Source organism: Burkholderia sp. AU6039, from assembly GCF_002223365.1.
GTDB lineage: Bacteria > Pseudomonadota > Gammaproteobacteria > Burkholderiales > Burkholderiaceae > Burkholderia.
Genome location: NZ_NKFK01000001.1, coordinates 240106 through 258163, shown reverse-complemented (window position 1 = coordinate 258163; position 18058 = coordinate 240106). Strand labels below are relative to the sequence as shown.

Here is an 18058-nt window from a genome sequence, read left to right as displayed (position 1 = left end):
GCAGTCGTGTCAGGTTCTGAACGGCCTTTTCCGTGTCAGACGGATACGGCCAGTCAATAACTCTTGCATCATGCCCTGCTTAAGCTTGCGAGCCTTGGAGAGCTTTGCACCTATAGCAGAGACGTCAGCATCCATATCCGTCAATGCACGAGCTATCGCCTTCTGCTCATCTTCTGTTGGTGGCAGACGAAAGGCGAATTTGACAAAATCTTTCTGATACAGATGACTGATAGTCGATCCTGCAGCTAGCTGCTCCAAAAAATCAGAAAAGACACTCGAGCACAGCAGATAGTAGAAGAACCGCGGATGAAATGCTTTTGAAATCGGTCGGATGACGAAGACACCGCTGTTAAGAGTGGCCGGCTTCGGTAACTCCGCAACGATCCCAACCTTGCCAATAGTTCCATCTTTTGTTACGAGAACATCATCCATTTGAAGCTGGATGTTCACGTCTTGCTTGTATCGTACGGCGTCTACGTGTTTGCACTCATCCCAGTTGATTTCACCATCATGAATTTCGGTTCCCGTCACCAAGAAAAAATCGCCGCTATCGAGGTACTCCTTTGTCGTCAAACCCTGCCAGCCTATCCGTGCCTTCAGACTCGCGGACTGCCCCAAGACTCTCGCCCCCCATTCTCCAGTAAAACCCGGCAGGCGCTTCCGGCCGGTGAGAAGTTCCTGCATGGCGCCTTGCTTAATCTGACGCTTCTTAGCAAGAAGCAGCGAAAGGTTTTCGATCAGGGAATTTATATCGGAGAGAGCTTCGGCGATAGCCTTTTGTTCGGCCTTCGTCGACGGAAGGGGAACAGGGAACTGTCCCAATGACGTTTTATTAATCGATGCAAGGTTCGTGGTTTGACGCCCAGCCAACATGAAGAATCGACGCGCATGCACTGAGCCCGTCCATGCGCTCAAAAACTCCGGCAATAGCTGCGATCCGCAGCGAACAACGAAAACATGGTTCTGGTGAACACAAGGCTCGAACTCGCCAGTCCAAAGCGCCCCACGCCCGAGCTTATCGAGGTCGCCCCCTTCATTCATCAACATATCGCCCGCCAAGACGGCATATCGCTTGACATCCTCCGGCCGGACCCTCAGTTGACTCATTTCCGAGAGGTCAAGATAGCCATCCTGCACGTTCGCAACACGCAGATAGTGAACGATCACGGGATTGTCTATGACAGCTCCGCTATTCTTTGCGATGCCAGTTCTAATATCGGCCAATTCATGCAGACGAGCGAGTCGCCAATCAGTTGGGAGCAGCCCGACCTCGGTGTGCCGAAAACTTTCTACGTGCTCCGGTGTTAGGCGATGGGCTGCATTCGTTTCCTTCACTTCCATGCGAACCCCATCCTCTCCAGATGCCCGCTCACCCGTGCCTCCAGCTCTACAACACGCGCATTCAATCGCGGCAACGGCGACTCGTATCGCTCGGCCAGCTCCTTGACTCGTTCTGTGAGTTGCTGGCTCAGTCGATCCATTTCACCGTGAACGGCCGCATCTATGGTGGCGAACCATTTGTCGTCCACTACCAGCCGCTGTATCTCGCCCTCGGTAAGCCTAGAGTAATGGGCGTAGGCTGCTGCATCCAACGCGGCATCAGATTCTTTCACGCGTTTTTTCAGCACTGATTCTTCGGCCGCCAGCTTTAGCCAGTCCAGTAGCACGCGCAGTTCATCTGTGACGCCATCCTCGAGTTCGCCATCAACGGCCACACCGCGCTTGCCCCGCTTTGCCGCCTTGATTTCGGTCTTCACCTCGCCCTCGAGTTCGCGCAGCCGATCTTTCACCGATCCCACGTTGATTTTGTCGAAACCGGAGAACGCGGCGTCGTCGCCTCTATGTTCTTCCTCCATCTCAGCCAGCTTAGTGCTCACGACTTCAAGTTTTGCCTGCAGCGCGTCCAGCCCCGCTTGCTCCTTGGCGAAGTAGCGCGACACGATTAGTGACTTCGGCACCAGGTCGCAGGCCCAGCCCTTGTCCTTCTGCTTGCCTTTTTTGTCTGTTTCAATCACGCGATAGGTATGCGCCTTCCAGCCTTCAGTGGCAATCAGATAGCAGTCGTCCTGCATGGTCTCCGCCCAGTAATCCATCAAATGCTGGTAGACCGCATAAGCGTCGATCAACGGTTGACCCAGATAGTGACCAAGAAGATCTTCGGAGAGTTTGGCAATCACTTGCTTGGGCTGGCAACCCGGACGCAAGGCTTTGAGCGACTTCGATTGCCGGCGACGCCAGACCGCAAAATGCGCGTTCATCATGTCAATGAAACCGGCGAATTCCGGGTGACCGTGGATGGTGGATTTGATCGCGGCCTTATCCACCCCCAGATCCAAGTACCCCGGCCTATTGGGTCTGAATAGCGCGTGTCCGAGCTGAGGGCATACAGCCCAGTAACGACTGATCAACCCATCCGGCGCGGTCACGTCGGCTTCGGGTATACCGCCGCGCAGGTGGCCTTCGATATCCTGTCGGTCATCGGGCAACTGGCTGTCGATGTAGCGTGGCAGGTTGAGGTTGTGCTCGTTCTTCTCGATCTCGTGCAAACTCACCTGCCGGGCGTAGCGTGCCACGGTCTGGCGGCGCTGGAAAGCGTCGACGATGCGGTGTATATCCCGCTCGCGCAAGCGATTCTTTGGACCATCCTTCATGAAACCCTGGCTTGCGTCGATCATGAAAATACCCGTGCCGGCAACCACACGCTCGACAGCGCGCGACTTGTCAATGACGATCACGCAGGCCGGTATTCCGGTGCCGTAGAACAGATTAGCCGGCAAGCCAATGATGGCTTCGATGTAGCCCTTGCGGATGAGCGCACGCCGGATGTCGGCCTCGGCATTGCCGCGAAACAGCACCCCATGGGGCAGGATACAAGCGCCGCGGCCGGTGCTCTTGAGCGAGCGCACGATGTGCAGGAGGTAGGCATAGTCGCCCTGCTTGGCCGGCGGCACGCCAAAAGCCGCAAAGCGTTCCCAAGGATCGTTCAGCGGGTCGATGCCGGTACTCCAGCGCTTGTCAGAGAACGGCGGGTTAGCGACAACGTAGTCGAAAACCTTGAGGCTCTCGTTGCCCGCACGACCATCACGAAACTTTGGATCAGCCAGCGTGTTGCCCTGCTTGATCTCGGCGGTCGGATTGTCATGCAAGATCATGTTCATTCGCGCCAGGCCGCTAGTGGCGGAATCCTTTTCTTGGCCATAGAGCGTGAGCTTGCTGTGTGCCGCGTCAGCCACCTTGAGCAGTAGCGAGCCCGAACCGCAGGTCGGGTCATATACGGTGGTCTCGGGCGTTGTCGCGGCTGCACCGATACCCAATACTTGAGCGATCACGCGACTCACTTCAGCCGGCGTATAGAACTGCCCCTTGCTCTTACCACTCTCCGTGGCAAAGTGCTGCATCAGGTATTCGTAGGCGTCTCCAAGGATGTCATCGCCGTCGGCGCGATTCTTAGAGAAGTCGAGCGCCCTGTTCTCGAAGATCGCCACCAAGTCGGTGAGCCGATCCACTATCTCCTTGCCCGTGCCGAGTTTCGCGGCATCGTTGAAATCCGGGAAGTCGGACAATGAGAGTTGAGCGTTGGCAGCCACCAGTGGCGCAATGATCTTCTTGTTGATCTGATCGCCGATATCGCTTTTTCCCTTCAGCGCAACCATATCGGCAAAGCTGGCGCCGGGTGGAATGGTGATCGGCTGATAGCGCTTGCCAGCATACTTGTCACTCACATACTTGATGAACAGCAACACCAATACGTAGTCTTTGTACTGGCTGGCGTCCATACCGCCACGTAGGGCGTCGCAGCTTTGCCAGAGTGATGAGTAAAGTTCAGATTTCTTAAGGGCCATTAATTGCTTTCACTGCAGAAGTGAGCGTCGGTGCGCCGCTCTCTCGGCATTAATCGTCGTGGTGGCATGCATGACATGGCACCACGTATTCACTCAGACGACACGGAGCTCGACGTATGAGGCTTGCCGCCGGCCATCTCATTCATCCCATCGGAACGCGCTTGGAAACGCCTCAGAGCTTTCCGCGCCCCCTCTGAGGCAGATTCGCATCTTGAACTTGCCTTCCCAGAGGATCGTCTTTCAGCAGAAAATCCAAGTCGCTATCCACGCCCAGAACCTGCATGACGGCTAGATACGCCCCAATCGTCACGCCCGCATTGCCCCGCTCGAGGTTACGGAGAGTGACCGCAGTCATTCCTGCCCGTTCAGCGAGATGCTTGGCAGTCAAGCGTCGCCGTAGTCGCGCCATGCGCAAACGGCCGCCGAACTGCTGGATACGTAGCTCAGCGGCTTGTCCAAGCGTGGTAACTTTTTTTGCCATGGACGAAATTATTACATACCTATTGTCGTAATAGAGTAAGAATAATATCGCTTTTAACCCCAAACTAGCGACAAACCTGCGGGACTCAACCTCCAAGATGATCCCGATGCCGCTCCTCAAGCATCGAGTCGACCTGCGCCTGGATGTGCGCATCGAGCTGATTCGCAGACGTATCGATCGCGCTGCGCAGCACTTCGCTCTGGCTCATGAATTCGCAGTACTTTTGCAGCGCCGCGTGCGGATCTTTCTCCGCAGCAAGCGAGGCAGCGCGTCGACGCCACGACGGCACCGGGTCTGTCCGGTGCGGCCACCGGTAGTGCTGCTCGATCCAGCCGACATATCCCGGCATCGACGGGCCGGGCCCCCCGTTTGCAGCAGCGAACGCCTCGCCTTGCTCCGAAAACGCGAACAGCCAGAATTGGCAGTCCAGGATCGCCTGATCCCGGGAGATCCCCATCGGCGGTGCATTGACGGCCAGAAACGTGATCTGCTCGTCAGCGCCCTCGATCGTCTTCTCCATGTCAGCACTTAAGTCATCGATCAGAGTGTCACCTTGAAGAGCGGCGACGACTTCAAGGCGCTCCCACGCGAGTTTGAAGGCGTCACGCGGAGACACGGACCGAAACGTGCCGAGGTACTTCACGGCACGGTGGGGCAAGTGGTCGGTGCTACCGCTCATGAAATACAAGGGCTCATACTGGGCTAGCACCTGACAGGCGAGCCGCCCATAGAAGAGAGCGAGCGCGTGCAGTATGCCCTCGTGACGGGCCCCGCGGTGATAGGCAGTATTGCGAAACCCGTGTAGATATTGCAGCGATTCGGCTAGCTTGTTAGTGATGAGTCCCGTGGTGCGGGCCAGCTTCACCTTGGCGTCGAAATGTGAGCCAAGCGCGGCGGCCACGAGTTTGGGATCGAAGCGGGGTCCGTCATCCGGCCGGTGAAGTTCTGCATCGAGGCGGGTGTCCTGCGCGTGCTGATGCAGCGTGAGTTCGACGACGTTATCGATCAGCATCAACGCAAAGCGATCAAAGTTCCGGTCCTTCAATGTGAGCTGGTCCAGCGCTAGGTCTAACTGATCAAGTTGATCGGCGAGAAACTGAATCACGCGCACCTCCAGAATCCGGCCGGCAACGAGCCGCCGCGTTGCTCGTCACGCTACCACAACAACTACGAGCATCGGGCTTCGTGCGCGAAGCGCCTACACAAAGCACGTGCGTGCTCAAAGACATTTGGGCCCTAAGCTGGACCGCGGCGGCTTGCACAAACACATCGCCACGTCGGTTGCTTTTGGCGCCCCTGGCCGGGCGCCGACCAATCCGTTGCAATTGAGTGCACGCACCATAGCCTGCCAATCCGGTGGGTCAAGGCGAATAGCAAGACAAATGGCTTACGCCGACTGCGCCCCCTTGATTTCCCTGGTCGCGGCGACAGAGTTTGCGAGATACCCAACGCGCCCCCGATCCCAATGCACGCCAAGGAGTCACCCCTGCACCGGCAGCGGGATAACCTGGGCCCCTTGCTTTACTCGGTCCAGGTAGTTGGCCCATTCTTGCATCATCTTCCGCCGTTCCTTGAGGAACCTTGTTCGGTTATACGCAGTGCCGAGGGAATCAGGTACCCGATGAGCCAACTGGTGCTCGATCACTTCCGGCTGGATATGCAGTTCCTCATGCAGGATAGTGCGTGCCATCGCCCGAAACCCATGCCCGGTAATTTCAGTTTTGGTGTCATATCCCATACGTCGCAATGCGGCGTTGACTGCCGCCTCACTCATCGGCTTGCGGGGATCTCGCCCTGGAAAAACATGTTCGCGCCGCCCCGTCAGGTCGTATAGTTCGCGTAGGATCGCCACTGCCTGCGTTGGCAACGGCACGAGCTGCTCTGTCTTGGTCTTGGTTACGAAATAGCGCCATTCAGCCTTATCAAGGTCGAATCCAGACCATTCGGCCCTGCGCAGCTCTCCCGGGCGCACGAACAGAAGCGGGGCCAGTTGCAAGGCGCATTTAACAACGAACGTCCCCTTGAACGCGTCAATGGCCCGGAGCAGCTCGCCTGCCCTAACCGGATCGGTGATGGCCGCGTAGTGCTCATGCTTCACCGGCGGAAGCGCACCCCTCAGGTCGCCAGAAGGATCGCGCTCCGCCCGGCCTGTCGCCACGGCATAACGGAAAATTTGCCCGCAGTTTTGCAACGCCCGGTGGGCGGTGTCTTTTGCGCCACGCTCTTCGATGCGGCGTATCACGCTCAACAACTCGGGGGCAGTAATTTCGGCAATGGGGCGTGAACCGAGCCAAGGGAACACATCCCTTTCGAGTCGCTGAATGATCTTGTCGGAGTGGCTGGCGGCCCAGCCAGGCGCGTGTCTCGCGAACCATTCACGAGCGATCACTTCGAACGAGTTGGCCGCCCGCTCCATGCTCGCCGTCTTTTGGGCTTTCTTGGCGTTGCCCGGATCCACTCCCTGCGTCAGAAGCCTTCTGGCAGCATCCCGGCGCTCCCGAGCGTCCTTCAAACCGACATCCGGGTAGACCCCTAGGGAGATGCGCTTTTCCTTCCCGCCGAAGCGATACTTCAAGCGCCACCATTTGCCCCCCGCGGGAGCGATCTCGAGATAGAGGCCACCGCCATCGAACAGGCGAATCGCTTTTTCGCCCGGCTTGGCGTTCTTGATTCTGACGTCGGTGAGGGCCATGCGGCACCTCCTGGGGGCAAGTGCCTGCGGGGGCAGGTCAGTTATCCCGAATGTTGCCCCCATCGACACCAGGATTCAAAAGGATGTCATTGGATAGTATAGGCGATAAAAAACCCCGTGAGCCTTGCTGGCTACGGGGTTTCAGGATGCAGTCGGATGACCACGAATATATTCTTGGTGGAGCGGAGGAGGATCGAACTCCCGACCTTCGCATTGCGAACGCGACGCTCTCCCAGCTGAGCTACCGCCCCAACAGTCAACCATCATACACACGCATTTCTGCGCTTGGCAATAGGGGTTGAATCGCCCCTGAAACCTTACTTTGACGGCGCGCCAGCCAGCACCCATTCGACCACCGAACGCACGTCGGCATCGCTCATGCGCGGGTGCGCGGGCATCGGAATGGCGCCCCAGACGCCCGAGCCGCCCTCCTTCACCTTCTTCGACAGCTTGGCCACGGCCTGCGGATCGGCCTTGTAGCGGGCGGCGATATCCTTGAACGACGGGCCGACGAGCTTGCGGTCGACCGCGTGGCAGCCCATGCATGCGTTGCCGCGCGCGACCTTCAGGCCGTCACCGACATCCGCATGCGCGACGCCCAGCGCGCCAATCACGAGCGCCGCGGCCGCGGCGCCCTGCACCATCCACTGTTTCATCTGCTTCATCTGCCTGTTCTTCATTGCGCCGGGGCCTTCGGGTTGCCCGGATGCACGTTCGACGAGTTCGAGATCGGTGCGGGCGGCTGCAGCGGCGCGGACTGCACCGACGCGTCGGGCACGGCGCCCACCGTCGCGGTATCCGCCGGCGCGGCGGCAGCCTGCGCGCCGGATGCGCCGCTCGCGGGCGATGCGTTCTGCAGCGCCTGCGCGTCCTGCGGCTTCACGTACTGGAACACCTTCACGACCTTCTCGACGCCCGGCACCTGGCTGGCGGCTTCCGCGCCGCGATTGCCCTCGTCGACCGTCACGAGCCCCATCAGGTAAAGGTTGCCGCGTTCGCTGACGACCTTGTAGTAGTTCGACGAGATACCCTTCGTCGCGATCAGCTCGGACTTCACGCGCCCTTCGAGGTATGAGTCGTTCGCGCGCGACGACAGCGACGACGCCGGCTCGACCGACAGCTCGTTGACGATGCCGTTCACGTTGTTGATACCGCGCACGATTTCCTCGGCGCGCTGCTTCGATGCATCGTTCGGCACTTCGCCCGTCAGCAGCACGCGGCGGTTGAACACCGTCACGTTCACGTGCGACTGGTCGGGCAGCCCGTTGTTGATCTGCGTGAGCGACTTGACCTGGATCTCGCGATCTTCCGTCTGCGCGCCGAGCGTACGGCGATCGGTCGCGATCAGCGCGCCGCCGCCGGCCGCTGCGCCCACGACCCCGAGCACACAACCTTGCAGCGACACGGCGAGGCCCGCCGTCAGCGCAGCGAGCAGCGTGGTTCTGACGAGCGTCTGTTTGACGCGGCTTTGATTCATCGACGGCTCTCCTTCGTTCAATCCTCACCCAGCAGCATCGCGTCGATGCCGTCGCACAGGCAGTGGATGGTCAGCAGATGGACTTCGTGGATGCGCGCCGCGCGAACGGCGGGCACGCTGATCGGAATATCGGTATCGGACAGCGCGGCGGCGACCGCATGGCCGTCGCCGCCCGTCAGCGCGACGACGGTCATCTCGCGCTCGTGCGCTTCGTCGATCGCCGCCAGCACGCGCGGCGACGCGCCGGCCGGATCGAGCACCAGCAGGATGTCGCCGGTCTGGCCGAGCACGCGCACCTGCTGCGCGAACAGCTGATCGGCGGACACCGCGCCCGCGAGGCCGCCCTGCGATGCATCGGTGGCCAGCGCGATCGCGGGCAGGCCCGGGCGCTCGCGCTCGAAGCCGCCGACGAGCGACACGGCGAGGTAATGCGCGGCGGCGGCCGACGGGCCGTCACCGCACGCGACGATCTTGTTGCCGTTCGCCAGCGCGGCGAACATCGCATCGACCGCGGCTGCGATCGGCAGCGACAGCGCGTCGGCCGCTTCGGCGTGAAGCGCGGCGCTGTCGCGAAAATGTTGCTGAATACGTTCGACTGACATCGATTCCTGGTGAACTGGGCGCGTGGCACGCATCGCGCGACATCGTGGGTGCGGCGAGTTTACCGTACTCCGGCACCCTCTCCGGCGGTCCGGCAAGAACTCTTTACATCTCGTCACAGCTCGCCGCTACACATCGTCGGCACGAAATGCATCGCGCAGCCACGCGAGCCGGCCGGCCTCGAACGCGACGACGTCGAAGCGGCACGCGGCGCCGGCGCCGTGCCGCGCCCAGAACTGGAGCGCGGCCGCCACCAGGCGACGCCGCTTGCGCCAGCCGACGCTCGCGGCCGCGCCGCCATGCCGGACGCTGCGCCGCGCGCGCACCTCGACGAACACGAGCATGCCGTCAGGCTCGCGCATCACGAGATCGAGCTCGCCACCGCGCATCGTCACGTTCGCCGCGACGAACCCGAGGCCGCGGCGTTCGAGAAACTGCCGCGCGCGCAGCTCGAATGCCGCGCCGACCGGTTTGGATCGCGCCGCATCCGAAAAGTTGTCGCCGGCGCGCACCAAACCGCGCCCGTCGCCCGGCCGGGCCGGCGCCGCGTGGCACAATGCCGTCCTTGTTCCGCTTGCGCCGCGATTGCGCGCATTGCCTGCCATGACTGCCCTCCTCGAACTCGCGCACACGCAGCACTACCCGGACGCCGCGCTCTACGTGGTCGCCACGCCGATCGGCAACACCGCCGACATCACGCTGCGCGCGCTGCACGTGCTCGGCCTCGCCGACCGCATCGCGGCCGAAGACACCCGCAACACGGGCCAGCTGCTCGCCCGCTACGGGATCTCGAAACCGCTCGTCGCCGTGCACGAGCACAACGAACGCGAAGCCGCGCAACGCGTGATCGAACTGCTGCGCGGCGGCGAGCGCGTGGCCTATGTATCGGACGCCGGCACGCCCGGCATCTCGGACCCCGGCGCGCGGCTCGTCGACGCGGTGCGCGCCGCCGGCTTCGCGGTGGTCCCGCTGCCGGGCGCGAGCGCGGCGGTGACCGCGCTGAGCGTGGCCGGCGACTGGGCCGGCGCGTTCACGTTCGCGGGCTTCCTGCCGCCGAAGGCGAAGCAGCGCGCGACCGCGCTGCAGGGGCTGGTATCGCACCCGTATGCGCTGGTGTTCTACGAGGCGCCGCACCGGATCGCCGAAACCGTCGCCGCACTCGCCGACGCATTCGGCCCCGCGCGCCGGCTGCTGATCGCGCGCGAGCTCACCAAGCTACACGAGCAGTTGTTCCAGGGCACCCTGGCCGAAGGACAGACCTGGCTCGCCGGCGATGCGAACCGGCAGCGCGGCGAGTTCGTGCTGGTGGTCGAAGGCGCGCCGGCGACGAGCGGCGAAACCGACGACACCGCGCACGACGCGCTGCTCAAGCTGCTGCTGGAAGAGGTGCCGGTAAAGAGCGCGGCCAGGCTCGCGGCCGCGCTGACGGGCGCGTCGCGCAACACGCTGTATGCGCGTGCGCTGGCGCTGAAGGACGAAAGCTGACGCGCGAGGCGGCCGGCACCGGGAAGCCGGCGCCGGAATCGCGCCGCGCAGGAAAGACAAAGGGCTGCCCGCGGGCAGCCCTTTTGCATGAGCGGTCGAGCCGCTGCGTTACTTCGCCGAGACCGACGCGAACATTTCGTCGCGTGCCTCGCGCGCTTCCTGCGGCGACAGCCCTTCGATCTTCACGCGGCCCGTGCCGGCGTGCACGAGGCCGATCATCTTGGCGGCCGCATACGACAGGTCGAGCACGCGACCGCGCTTGAACGGCCCGCGATCGTTGACCTTCACGACGACCCACTTGCCGGTCGACGCGTTCGTCACCTTGATGTACGACGACAGCGGCAGCGTGCGGTGTGCGGCGGTGAGTGCGTTCATGTTGAAGCGCTCGCCGTTCGCGGTGCGGCGGCCGTGGAAATCCCGCCCGTACCACGATGCGCGGCCCGTCTGGCGGAAATCGGACACATCCTTGCCGTCGATCGGCTCGGCGTCCGCCAGCGACGACTTCTTCGCGTCCTTGCTGTCGGCAGCCGGCATCGATGCCAGCGCGGAATCAAAATTCAGCTGCTTGTCGCTATCCGCCTTCGCGGCGGCGGCCGTCTTGTCGACGGCGTTCTTCTGGTTCGCGCTACCGGTGGTCTGGCTGGGTGGCACCGCGCAGCCCGTCAGCGCAAAAAACAATGCAATGGTCCCGAATCGACTCGGAAAACGTAAATTCATCGACGTGTCGCCTTCTGGTTCGGGCCGCGCCTTCATCACGCCGATTCACGGCGCGGATATGCGGCCCGGACGGCAAATGCGTGCACGCCCCGCTCGGATGCGAGCAGGCGGCTAGCATGGGCGCGGCTTTCGTCTAGGCCGCAACCGTCCTGATTAGCTTTCACGTCTGGCGCAACCTGTCCCCAACAGCCTGACCAGACCCCACATGCCGCCATCGAACATGGCTTCACGTTCGCGCGCGTCGAAACGACCGACTCACAGGAACGGCGGCACAGGCCCCATCCGGCGGCGCGGCAGCAGGGCCGCAGGCGGGCGCGCAGCACCCGGCCGGACAAGACGTGAGCACCGAATATTCGGTGCTGGATACACCGCCGGACTCCCCGGCGGCTGATGCTTGACGGTGCCTCCGACGCCCCTTTTTTAACGGGGCCGAAACACCAGCGAATTGCGTGAAATTCACGTGCAATGGGGCGCATTATACATAAACCAAAAGGTTGTCTCGAAAAGCGCCCGCCGGGGACCATTGATTCTCACTATGGCGGTAACAATCGACATGCTCCGGGAATGCCCGGAGGCGTCCACCGCGACACGCGTCGCGCGACCGGCAGGCGGCACGCGCGACCGGTACAATCGCTCCTTTTAGCCGCCGGTGCCTCCATGAAAGTCACGCTCATTCCGGTCACGCCGTTCCAGCAGAACTGCTCGCTGCTCGTCTGCGAGAAAACGGGCCGCGCCGCCGTCGTCGATCCGGGCGGCGATCTCGACCGGATCGAACAGGAAGTCGCGCGGCAGAACGTGCAGGTCGAGAAGGTGCTGCTCACGCACGGGCACATCGATCACTGCGCGGGCGCGAAGACGCTCGCGACGCATTACGGCGTGCCGATCGAGGGGCCGCAGGAAGAAGAGCGCTTCTGGATCGAGAAGCTGCCGATGCAGAGCGAGCGCTTCGGCTTTCCGGCCGCCGAAACCTTCGAGCCGGATCACTGGCTGAACGACGGCGACACCGTGCAGTTCGGCGACGAGACGCTCGAGGTCTATCACTGCCCGGGCCACACGCCCGGCCACGTCGTGTTCTTCAGCCGCGCGCATCGCGTCGCGATCGTCGGCGACGTGCTGTTCGCGGGCTCGATCGGCCGCACCGATTTTCCGCGCGGCAATCACGAGGATCTCGTCCGGTCGATCAAGGAGAAGCTGTGGCCGCTCGGCGACGATGTGACGTTCGTGCCGGGCCACGGCCCGGTGTCGACGTTCGGCGACGAGCGCCGCACCAACCCGTTCGTGTCCGATAAGGTATTCGGATGAACCAGACCGCCATCCCGGAAATCTACGTCAGCACCGATGTCGAGGCCGATGGCCCGATTCCCGGCCCGCACTCGATGCTGAGCTTCGCGTCGGCCGCCTATACCGAGGACAAGCAGCTGATCGCGACGTTCTCGGCCAATCTCGACACGCTGCCCGGCGCGCAGGCGCACCCGGTGCAGGAAGCGTGGTGGAAGACCGAGCCCGAAGCATGGGCCGCGTGCCGAAAGGACCTGCAGGCGCCCGAAGCGGCGCTGCTCGCGTACGTCGACTGGGTCGAGGCGCTGCCCGGCAAGCCGGTGTTCGTCGCAATGCCGGCCGGCTTCGACTTCACGTTCATGTTCTGGTACATGATGCGCTTCGCGGGCCGCTGCCCGTTCTCGTGGTCGGCGCTCGACATCAAGACGCTCGCGTTCGCGATGACGGGCCTGCCGTACCGCAAGGCGATCAAGCCGCGCTTTCCGAAGCACTGGTTCGACGACCATCCGCACACGCACGTCGCGCTCGACGACGCGATCGAGCAAGGCGCGCTGTTCTGCAACATGCTGGCCGACCTGCGCCGCCAGCAGGCCGCGCTCGCGGGCCTCGCGGTGTCGGACACCGATCGGTCGGAAAGCGCAGGCGCGGGACAAAATCCCACGGATCCGCGAGCAAATTAGCGAATCTCGCTCAACAACGCGACGCCAGATTGCCTTTCCTTTCCCGGCCCTCTAACATTCAGCGTGTTGTAGTTGCCGCATGGAGGCGCAGGTGACGCTCGATTCCTTTTCGCAAAAAATCCTTCGCCTGTTGCAGCTCGACGCGCGCCGCTCGGTCCAGGAAATCTCGGACCAGGTCGGCCTGTCGAGCACGCCGTGCTGGCGCCGCATCAAGGACATGGAACAGTCGGGCGTGATCCAGCGCTACACGGCGCTGCTCGATCGCGAGAAGCTCGGCCTGCACGTCTGCGCGCTCGCGCACGTGCACCTGACCCGCCACAACGAAGGTGGCGTCGAGCAGTTCGAGCGCGAGATCTCGACCTGCCCGGAAGTCACCGAGTGCTACAGCACGACCGGCGAAGCCGATTACATCCTCAAGATCGTCGCGCCGGACATCAAGGCCTACGACGTGTTCCTGCACGAACGCATCTTCAAGATCCCCGCCGTGTCGCAGGTGCGCACGAGCGTCGTGCTGCGCGAGATCAAGTTCGACACGCAACTGCCGCTGTAACGCGCCGGCGCGCGCTGGCGGCCCTCCATCCCGTGTGCCCGCGGCGGGTCACGCCTGCGCGGGCATCGTGCGCGTGAAGCCGATCCGGCGCGCGCCGAACTCGCGCTTCAGCGCGTCGGCGTCGAGCCGGCCAGCCAGCGCCGCGTCGGTCTCGTGCGGATCGCAGGCAAGCGTCACGTCGATCTCGAGCCCCGTACTCAGGTAATGCAGGTTGATGGCCGCCGCATGCAGCCCACGCTGCGCGAGCGCGGCCTCGAGCCGTGCCACGATCTCGCCGCGCGGCGGCAGCGCGAGCGCCGGACGGCGCGCCGCGTCGTTCTCGGGATCGACATGGATCAGCGCATCGAGCACGCGCGCGTCGGTCAGCACGCGCGCACGCGCGGTCTCGGCGATGTAGTGCCCTTCGGAGACGGAGATTTTCGGATCGACGAGGATGTGCGCGTCGACGAGCGCGGCATCACCCATCTTGCGCGTGCGCAAGTCGTGCACGTCGCGCACGCCCGGCGTCGCCGCGAGCAGCGCGCGGATCTCGGCCGTATCGGTCGTATCGAGTGCGCGGTCGGAGAGGTCCTGCAACGCGTCATAGCCGAACGTCCAGCCCATGCGCGCAACCATGAAGCCGACGATCGCCGCCGCGATCGGGTCGAGCAGCCGCACGCCGGCCAGGCTGCCGACGATGCCGATCGCGACGACGAGCGACGACGCGGCATCCGAACGCGCATGCCATGCGTTCGCGACGAGCATCGCCGAGCGGACGCGCCGCGCTTCGCGCAGCATGTAGCGAAACAGCGCCTCTTTCGACACGAGCACCGTCAGCGCGACGAGCAGCGCGGAAAAATGTACCGCCGGAATGTTTTCGAGATTAACGAGGCGGTCGCCGGCCCGCCAGAGCATGCCGACGCCGACCGCAATCAGGATCGCGCCGAGAAACAGCGAGGCGACGGTCTCGTAGCGGCTGTGGCCGTAATTGTGGTCGGCATCCGGCGATGCGCCGCTATGCCGATTCGCAACCAGCACGACAAAATCCGAGATCAAATCGGAAATCGAATGCACCCCGTCAGCAATCAATGCCTGCGAATGGGCAATCGCGCCGACGACGATCTGAAATGTCGCAAGCACGACATTCAGGACAATACTGACGAACGTGCTCTTGCGTGCAACCGCGTGCTTATCTGCGCTCTGCGCGTCGCCGGAAAACGTGGACATGAAATATGAGATATCGGTGAGCGATACCCGATTCTATCAAGGGCGCCCCGTGAACCCCGCCAATACCCACAAATTTCTTATTTAAATCAACCGCTTATGCGAACGGGTCGTATTTTCATTCACGCCCCATCATTACATTTTCATGACAACACCATGTGCGCGGCGAGCGCTGAAAACAAAAAAGCCGCGCTCCTTAACGGACACGCGGCTCTTTTGAAGAGCAGGCTATTTAAACGGACGTTTAAATCGCAAACTGTTCGCGATTCTTGCCGGCGATCCAGCGCGGCGGCTTGCCGCGGCCCGACCACGTCGCGCCCGTTTCCGGATCGCGGTATTTCGCGGCAACGCCTGCGCGCGGACGGCCAACCTTACCTGCCTTCGCGCGGCTGAGACCGAGTTCGGCGAGCGAAAAGCCGTAGTCGGCAATTTTCTGCTTCACGTCATTCAGCACTTCAGCGTATTCACGCGACTTTGCTTCTTCGATTTGCTTCTCCAGCTTCTCCCGCTGGGCCAGCAGGTCCTTGTAAGAAGACATAGTTTCCCTTTCTATCTGACCAATGGCGCCGGTCTGCAGCCAGCTCACCATTCATGAAATATATGTGCCTCGGATTTTCGAAGGCAGAGATTAGCACAAAAAAGATTTGATAGAAGCGGGATTCATGAAAATCCCGAGATCAATTGGAATTCACACGTGTCATTTTGACCGGCCACGGCCTTTTCTCAAATTTTTACGTTCCTACACAGAGATTAGGACATTAGCGATTGGCTATTAGGTCTATCAACATACGCAATTACCCTGCATTTGAAAAATAGAAGCTTTCATCGGACGACAGTTTTACGAAAATCGGATGGCGCGCCTCGCTAAACGGGCAAAGCGCAGACCAGCCGGCATCCGCGACGTCACGTCACATCCCGCGCGCACGCCATCAGCCGCTCGCGCCATTCGCCCGCATCGGCCAACGGCGTATCGAACGGCGTACGCACGCGGCGGCCGTCATGTCGCCAGTCGACGCCGTGGCGATCGACGCCGAGCAATTCGAGCCCGTCGCGGCGCGCAGCGCCGGCATCGTACGCGTCCCATAACGCCTGCTCCTCGTCGAACGTGAGCGGCGGCAGCGTATCGAGATGCGTGCCGTCGACCCAGCCCATGCGCCCGAACCCGCCGATATAGCGCAGCCGCTCGACGTCGAGTGCCCAGAACGTGAAATCGCCCAGCGCGAGATAGCGCGCGGCATCCGGCTCATAACGACAGTAGCGCGCGGTGACGTGCGGATCGTCGCCGAGCGGCACGAACCGGCCGAGCAGCGTCGCGCGCTCGGCGTTCAGCACGTCGCCGTCGGGCGCGTCGACGACGAGGAAGCCCGCGCGCGGATCGGCGGCCAGATTGCGCGTGTGCTCCGCGAGGCCGCTCACGAGGATCACGGGACGATGGCTTGCATCGGGTGCAAACGGGACGACCGTCGGATACGGGAAACCCTGCGGATCGCGCGAATGGGTGGCGAGCGTGCCGAGCGCGCAGCGGTGCAGCAAATGCACGGCGAGAGCGGGATCGATGTTCAAGAGGACTCCTGCGGTCGAAGGGGGGCGCGCCGGGCACGCCATGCGCTCCGATGTTACCCGCGGGCGCGGCGCGCCGTGCATCGGTCGAACGGCCAGGGCAGTCGATGCGGCCGAACGCGGGTCACTGACTAATCGCCGGATCATCGGCCGAACGGCCAACGCCCGGCACGATCGTAAGCGGTTCGATAGAATCGGACGAATCCGACGGGCGCCGCGTGCGTCCGTGCATTTCCTTTGATGAGCGTCATCGTGTCCGAATCCTCCTCCCCCGAATCGTCGTCCCCGTTCGCCGCGCCGCCCGACGTGCATCGCGTGCTGTCGCTGCCGGCCCGCCAGCGGGCCCGCGCGGCATCGATGGCGCTGTTCTTCGTCGCCGGCATGATGTTCGCGTCGTGGGGCGTGCACGTGCCGACCGTGCGCGACAAGTTCGCGCTGAGCCCCGGGCTGCTGTCGATCGCGTTGTTCGCGGTCGCCGTCGGCTCGATCGCCGCGATGCTGACCATCGCGCGCTGGATCGCGCGCGTCGGCTCGCGCACCGCGTGCCTCGCGGGCGGGCTCGTGATGTCGGCCTGCGCGGCGCTGATCCTCGTCGTGCCCGACTACCCGTTGCTGCTGGCGGTGCTCGCGCTGTTCGGCTTCTCGATGGCGACGCTCGACGTCGCGATGAACGCCGAGGCCAGCGCGGTCGAAATCGCGATCGGCAGGCCGATCATGTCGTCGCTGCACGGCATGTTCAGCATCGGCGGGATGGCCGGCGCGGCCGCCGGCGGCGCGCTGCTGTCGGCCGGCATGGCGCCGGCCGTGCATCTCGCGCTCGCGGCGGCGACCAGCGCGACGGTGCTCGTGGTCGCCAGCCCGGCCGTGCTCCCGCATGTGCCGCATCACGAACACGCGCACGGCGGCGGCAACCGCTGGCGCTCGCCGGCGTTGTGGATGCTCGGCGGCATCGCGCTCGTCGCGCTGATCGCCGAAGGCGCGATGTACGACTGGGCGACGGTCTACATGCGCGACGTCGTCGTGGCGAGCCCCGCGCTCGCCAGCGCCGCCTATGCCGCGTTCTCGGGCGGGATGGCCATCGCGCGCTTCGCGGGCGACGCCGTGCGCGCCCGCTTCGGCGCGCCGCAGCTCGTGTTCGCGAGCGCGTCGCTCGCCTGCGCGGGGATGATCGGCGCGCTGCTGCTGCCGTATTCGGCCACGGTGCTGACCGGCTTCACGCTGATGGGCCTCGGCCTCGCGAACATGATGCCGGTGCTGTTCGCGGCCGCCGCGCGCGTGAAAGGCATCCATGCGGCCGAAGGGCTCGCGCACGTGGCCGGCCTCGCGTATTTCGGCATGCTGTTCGGTCCGGTCGTGATCGGCGCCGTCGCGCAGGCGTCGAACCTGACGATCGGCCTGTCCGTCGTCGCGCTGTGCGCGGCGCTCGTCGCGGCCGTCGCGCCGAAGGTGCTCGCGCGGCTGAAGATCTGACGGGGCGCGGCACGACGCGCCGG

Annotated in this window: 18 protein-coding genes and 1 tRNA gene; 5 read left to right on the top strand and 14 right to left on the bottom strand. The window is 63.2% G+C overall.

The genetic code is table 11. The features are described 5' to 3' along the window. Positions 1 to 9: 9 nt before the first annotated feature. The 10 genes from CFB39_RS01215 to CFB39_RS01170 all read right to left on the bottom strand — a co-directional run bounded on the left by CFB39_RS01215 (position 10) and on the right by CFB39_RS01170 (position 9649). A complete protein-coding gene (locus tag CFB39_RS01215) occupies positions 10 to 1341 on the bottom strand; it encodes a restriction endonuclease subunit S (protein ID WP_089471958.1) in 1332 nt (443 codons plus the stop codon). After that, a complete protein-coding gene (locus CFB39_RS01210) occupies positions 1332 to 3842 on the bottom strand; it encodes a class I SAM-dependent DNA methyltransferase (protein ID WP_089471957.1) in 2511 nt (836 codons plus the stop codon). The genes CFB39_RS01215 and CFB39_RS01210 overlap by 10 nt, the downstream gene beginning before the upstream one ends. A gap of 172 nt (positions 3843 to 4014) precedes the next feature. Continuing rightward, positions 4015 to 4323, bottom strand: a complete 309-nt coding sequence (locus tag CFB39_RS01205) for a helix-turn-helix transcriptional regulator (RefSeq protein WP_089472000.1) — start codon at positions 4321 to 4323, stop codon at positions 4015 to 4017. An 85-nt stretch (positions 4324 to 4408) separates the two neighbouring features. Further along, entirely contained in the window at positions 4409 to 5428 is a 1020-nt protein-coding gene (locus CFB39_RS01200) for a hypothetical protein (RefSeq protein ID WP_089471956.1), read from the bottom strand. Between the two features lie 375 nt (positions 5429 to 5803). Then, entirely contained in the window at positions 5804 to 7015 is a 1212-nt protein-coding gene (locus CFB39_RS01195; protein WP_089471955.1) for an integrase arm-type DNA-binding domain-containing protein, read from the bottom strand. Positions 7016 to 7190: 175 nt separating this feature from the next. After that, a tRNA-Ala gene (locus CFB39_RS01190) sits at positions 7191 to 7266 on the bottom strand. A 66-nt stretch (positions 7267 to 7332) separates the two neighbouring features. Then, positions 7333 to 7695 carry a c-type cytochrome gene (locus CFB39_RS01185; RefSeq protein WP_089471954.1) on the bottom strand — a complete coding sequence of 121 codons (363 nt, stop codon included), beginning with the start codon at positions 7693 to 7695 and terminating at the stop codon, positions 7333 to 7335. Next, a complete protein-coding gene (locus tag CFB39_RS01180) occupies positions 7692 to 8492 on the bottom strand; it encodes a BON domain-containing protein (RefSeq protein WP_089424297.1) in 801 nt (266 codons plus the stop codon). Before CFB39_RS01180 ends, CFB39_RS01185 begins: the two co-directional genes overlap by 4 nt. Before the next feature lie 17 nt (positions 8493 to 8509). Further along, complete coding sequence (locus CFB39_RS01175) at positions 8510 to 9094, bottom strand: SIS domain-containing protein (RefSeq protein WP_069246887.1); 585 nt, start codon at positions 9092 to 9094, stop codon at positions 8510 to 8512. Between the two features lie 126 nt (positions 9095 to 9220). Next, positions 9221 to 9649, bottom strand: a complete 429-nt coding sequence (locus CFB39_RS01170) for a YraN family protein (protein ID WP_179257634.1) — start codon at positions 9647 to 9649, stop codon at positions 9221 to 9223. Positions 9650 to 9695: 46 nt separating this feature from the next. On the opposite strand from CFB39_RS01170, the gene rsmI reads away from it, so the two are divergent. Continuing rightward, positions 9696 to 10577 carry a 16S rRNA (cytidine(1402)-2'-O)-methyltransferase gene (rsmI, locus tag CFB39_RS01165; RefSeq protein ID WP_089471952.1) on the top strand — a complete coding sequence of 294 codons (882 nt, stop codon included), beginning with the start codon at positions 9696 to 9698 and terminating at the stop codon, positions 10575 to 10577. Between the two features lie 108 nt (positions 10578 to 10685). On the opposite strand, the gene CFB39_RS01160 is transcribed toward rsmI, so the two are convergent. Beyond that, the gene (locus tag CFB39_RS01160) at positions 10686 to 11294 is read right to left on the bottom strand and encodes a septal ring lytic transglycosylase RlpA family protein (protein ID WP_089424296.1); all 609 of its coding nucleotides are present in this window, start codon (positions 11292 to 11294) and stop codon (positions 10686 to 10688) included. Between the two features lie 657 nt (positions 11295 to 11951). Here CFB39_RS01160 and CFB39_RS01155 point away from each other — a divergent pair. The 3 genes from CFB39_RS01155 (at position 11952) to CFB39_RS01145 (ending at position 13802) form a co-directional block, all read left to right on the top strand. Then, entirely contained in the window at positions 11952 to 12596 is a 645-nt protein-coding gene (locus CFB39_RS01155) for an MBL fold metallo-hydrolase (protein ID WP_043185095.1), read from the top strand. Beyond that, the gene (locus tag CFB39_RS01150) at positions 12593 to 13252 is read left to right on the top strand and encodes an exonuclease (protein WP_089471951.1); all 660 of its coding nucleotides are present in this window, start codon (positions 12593 to 12595) and stop codon (positions 13250 to 13252) included. Before CFB39_RS01155 ends, CFB39_RS01150 begins: the two co-directional genes overlap by 4 nt. Positions 13253 to 13331: 79 nt before the next feature. Beyond that, positions 13332 to 13802, top strand: a complete 471-nt coding sequence (locus tag CFB39_RS01145) for an Lrp/AsnC family transcriptional regulator (protein WP_011882933.1) — start codon at positions 13332 to 13334, stop codon at positions 13800 to 13802. Positions 13803 to 13850: 48 nt separating this feature from the next. On the opposite strand, the gene CFB39_RS01140 is transcribed toward CFB39_RS01145, so the two are convergent. From CFB39_RS01140 to CFB39_RS01130, 3 genes are all read right to left on the bottom strand, one after another. Continuing rightward, positions 13851 to 15008 (bottom strand): cation diffusion facilitator family transporter, encoded by a 1158-nt coding sequence (locus CFB39_RS01140; RefSeq protein ID WP_089471950.1) that lies wholly within the window; start codon positions 15006 to 15008, stop codon positions 13851 to 13853. Positions 15009 to 15249: 241 nt separating this feature from the next. Further along, positions 15250 to 15543 (bottom strand): H-NS family nucleoid-associated regulatory protein, encoded by a 294-nt coding sequence (locus CFB39_RS01135; protein WP_006491875.1) that lies wholly within the window; start codon positions 15541 to 15543, stop codon positions 15250 to 15252. Between the two features lie 365 nt (positions 15544 to 15908). Then, positions 15909 to 16568 carry a HugZ family protein gene (locus CFB39_RS01130; protein WP_089471949.1) on the bottom strand — a complete coding sequence of 220 codons (660 nt, stop codon included), beginning with the start codon at positions 16566 to 16568 and terminating at the stop codon, positions 15909 to 15911. 249 nt (positions 16569 to 16817) lie between these two features. Between CFB39_RS01130 and CFB39_RS01125 the strand changes: the two genes are divergently transcribed. Next, positions 16818 to 18035 carry an MFS transporter gene (locus CFB39_RS01125; protein ID WP_179257631.1) on the top strand — a complete coding sequence of 406 codons (1218 nt, stop codon included), beginning with the start codon at positions 16818 to 16820 and terminating at the stop codon, positions 18033 to 18035. Positions 18036 to 18058: the final 23 nt, after the last annotated feature.

Bases quoted from the DNA above. Each gene is read 5' to 3' on its own strand.
- CFB39_RS01215 (WP_089471958.1), bottom strand. From the start codon at position 1,341: ATGGAAGTGAAGGAAACGAATGCAGCCCATCGCCTAACACCGGAGCAC.
- CFB39_RS01210 (WP_089471957.1), bottom strand. From the start codon at position 3,842: ATGGCCCTTAAGAAATCTGAACTTTACTCATCACTCTGGCAAAGCTGC.
- CFB39_RS01205 (WP_089472000.1), bottom strand. From the start codon at position 4,323: ATGGCAAAAAAAGTTACCACGCTTGGACAAGCCGCTGAGCTACGTATC.
- CFB39_RS01195 (WP_089471955.1), bottom strand. From the start codon at position 7,015: ATGGCCCTCACCGACGTCAGAATCAAGAACGCCAAGCCGGGCGAAAAA.
- CFB39_RS01185 (WP_089471954.1), bottom strand. From the start codon at position 7,695: ATGAAGAACAGGCAGATGAAGCAGATGAAACAGTGGATGGTGCAGGGC.
- CFB39_RS01180 (WP_089424297.1), bottom strand. From the start codon at position 8,492: ATGAATCAAAGCCGCGTCAAACAGACGCTCGTCAGAACCACGCTGCTC.
- CFB39_RS01175 (WP_069246887.1), bottom strand. From the start codon at position 9,094: ATGTCAGTCGAACGTATTCAGCAACATTTTCGCGACAGCGCCGCGCTT.
- rsmI (WP_089471952.1), top strand. From the start codon at position 9,696: ATGACTGCCCTCCTCGAACTCGCGCACACGCAGCACTACCCGGACGCC.
- CFB39_RS01160 (WP_089424296.1), bottom strand. From the start codon at position 11,294: ATGAATTTACGTTTTCCGAGTCGATTCGGGACCATTGCATTGTTTTTT.
- CFB39_RS01155 (WP_043185095.1), top strand. From the start codon at position 11,952: ATGAAAGTCACGCTCATTCCGGTCACGCCGTTCCAGCAGAACTGCTCG.
- CFB39_RS01150 (WP_089471951.1), top strand. From the start codon at position 12,593: ATGAACCAGACCGCCATCCCGGAAATCTACGTCAGCACCGATGTCGAG.
- CFB39_RS01145 (WP_011882933.1), top strand. From the start codon at position 13,332: ATGGAGGCGCAGGTGACGCTCGATTCCTTTTCGCAAAAAATCCTTCGC.
- CFB39_RS01140 (WP_089471950.1), bottom strand. From the start codon at position 15,008: ATGTCCACGTTTTCCGGCGACGCGCAGAGCGCAGATAAGCACGCGGTT.
- CFB39_RS01135 (WP_006491875.1), bottom strand. From the start codon at position 15,543: ATGTCTTCTTACAAGGACCTGCTGGCCCAGCGGGAGAAGCTGGAGAAG.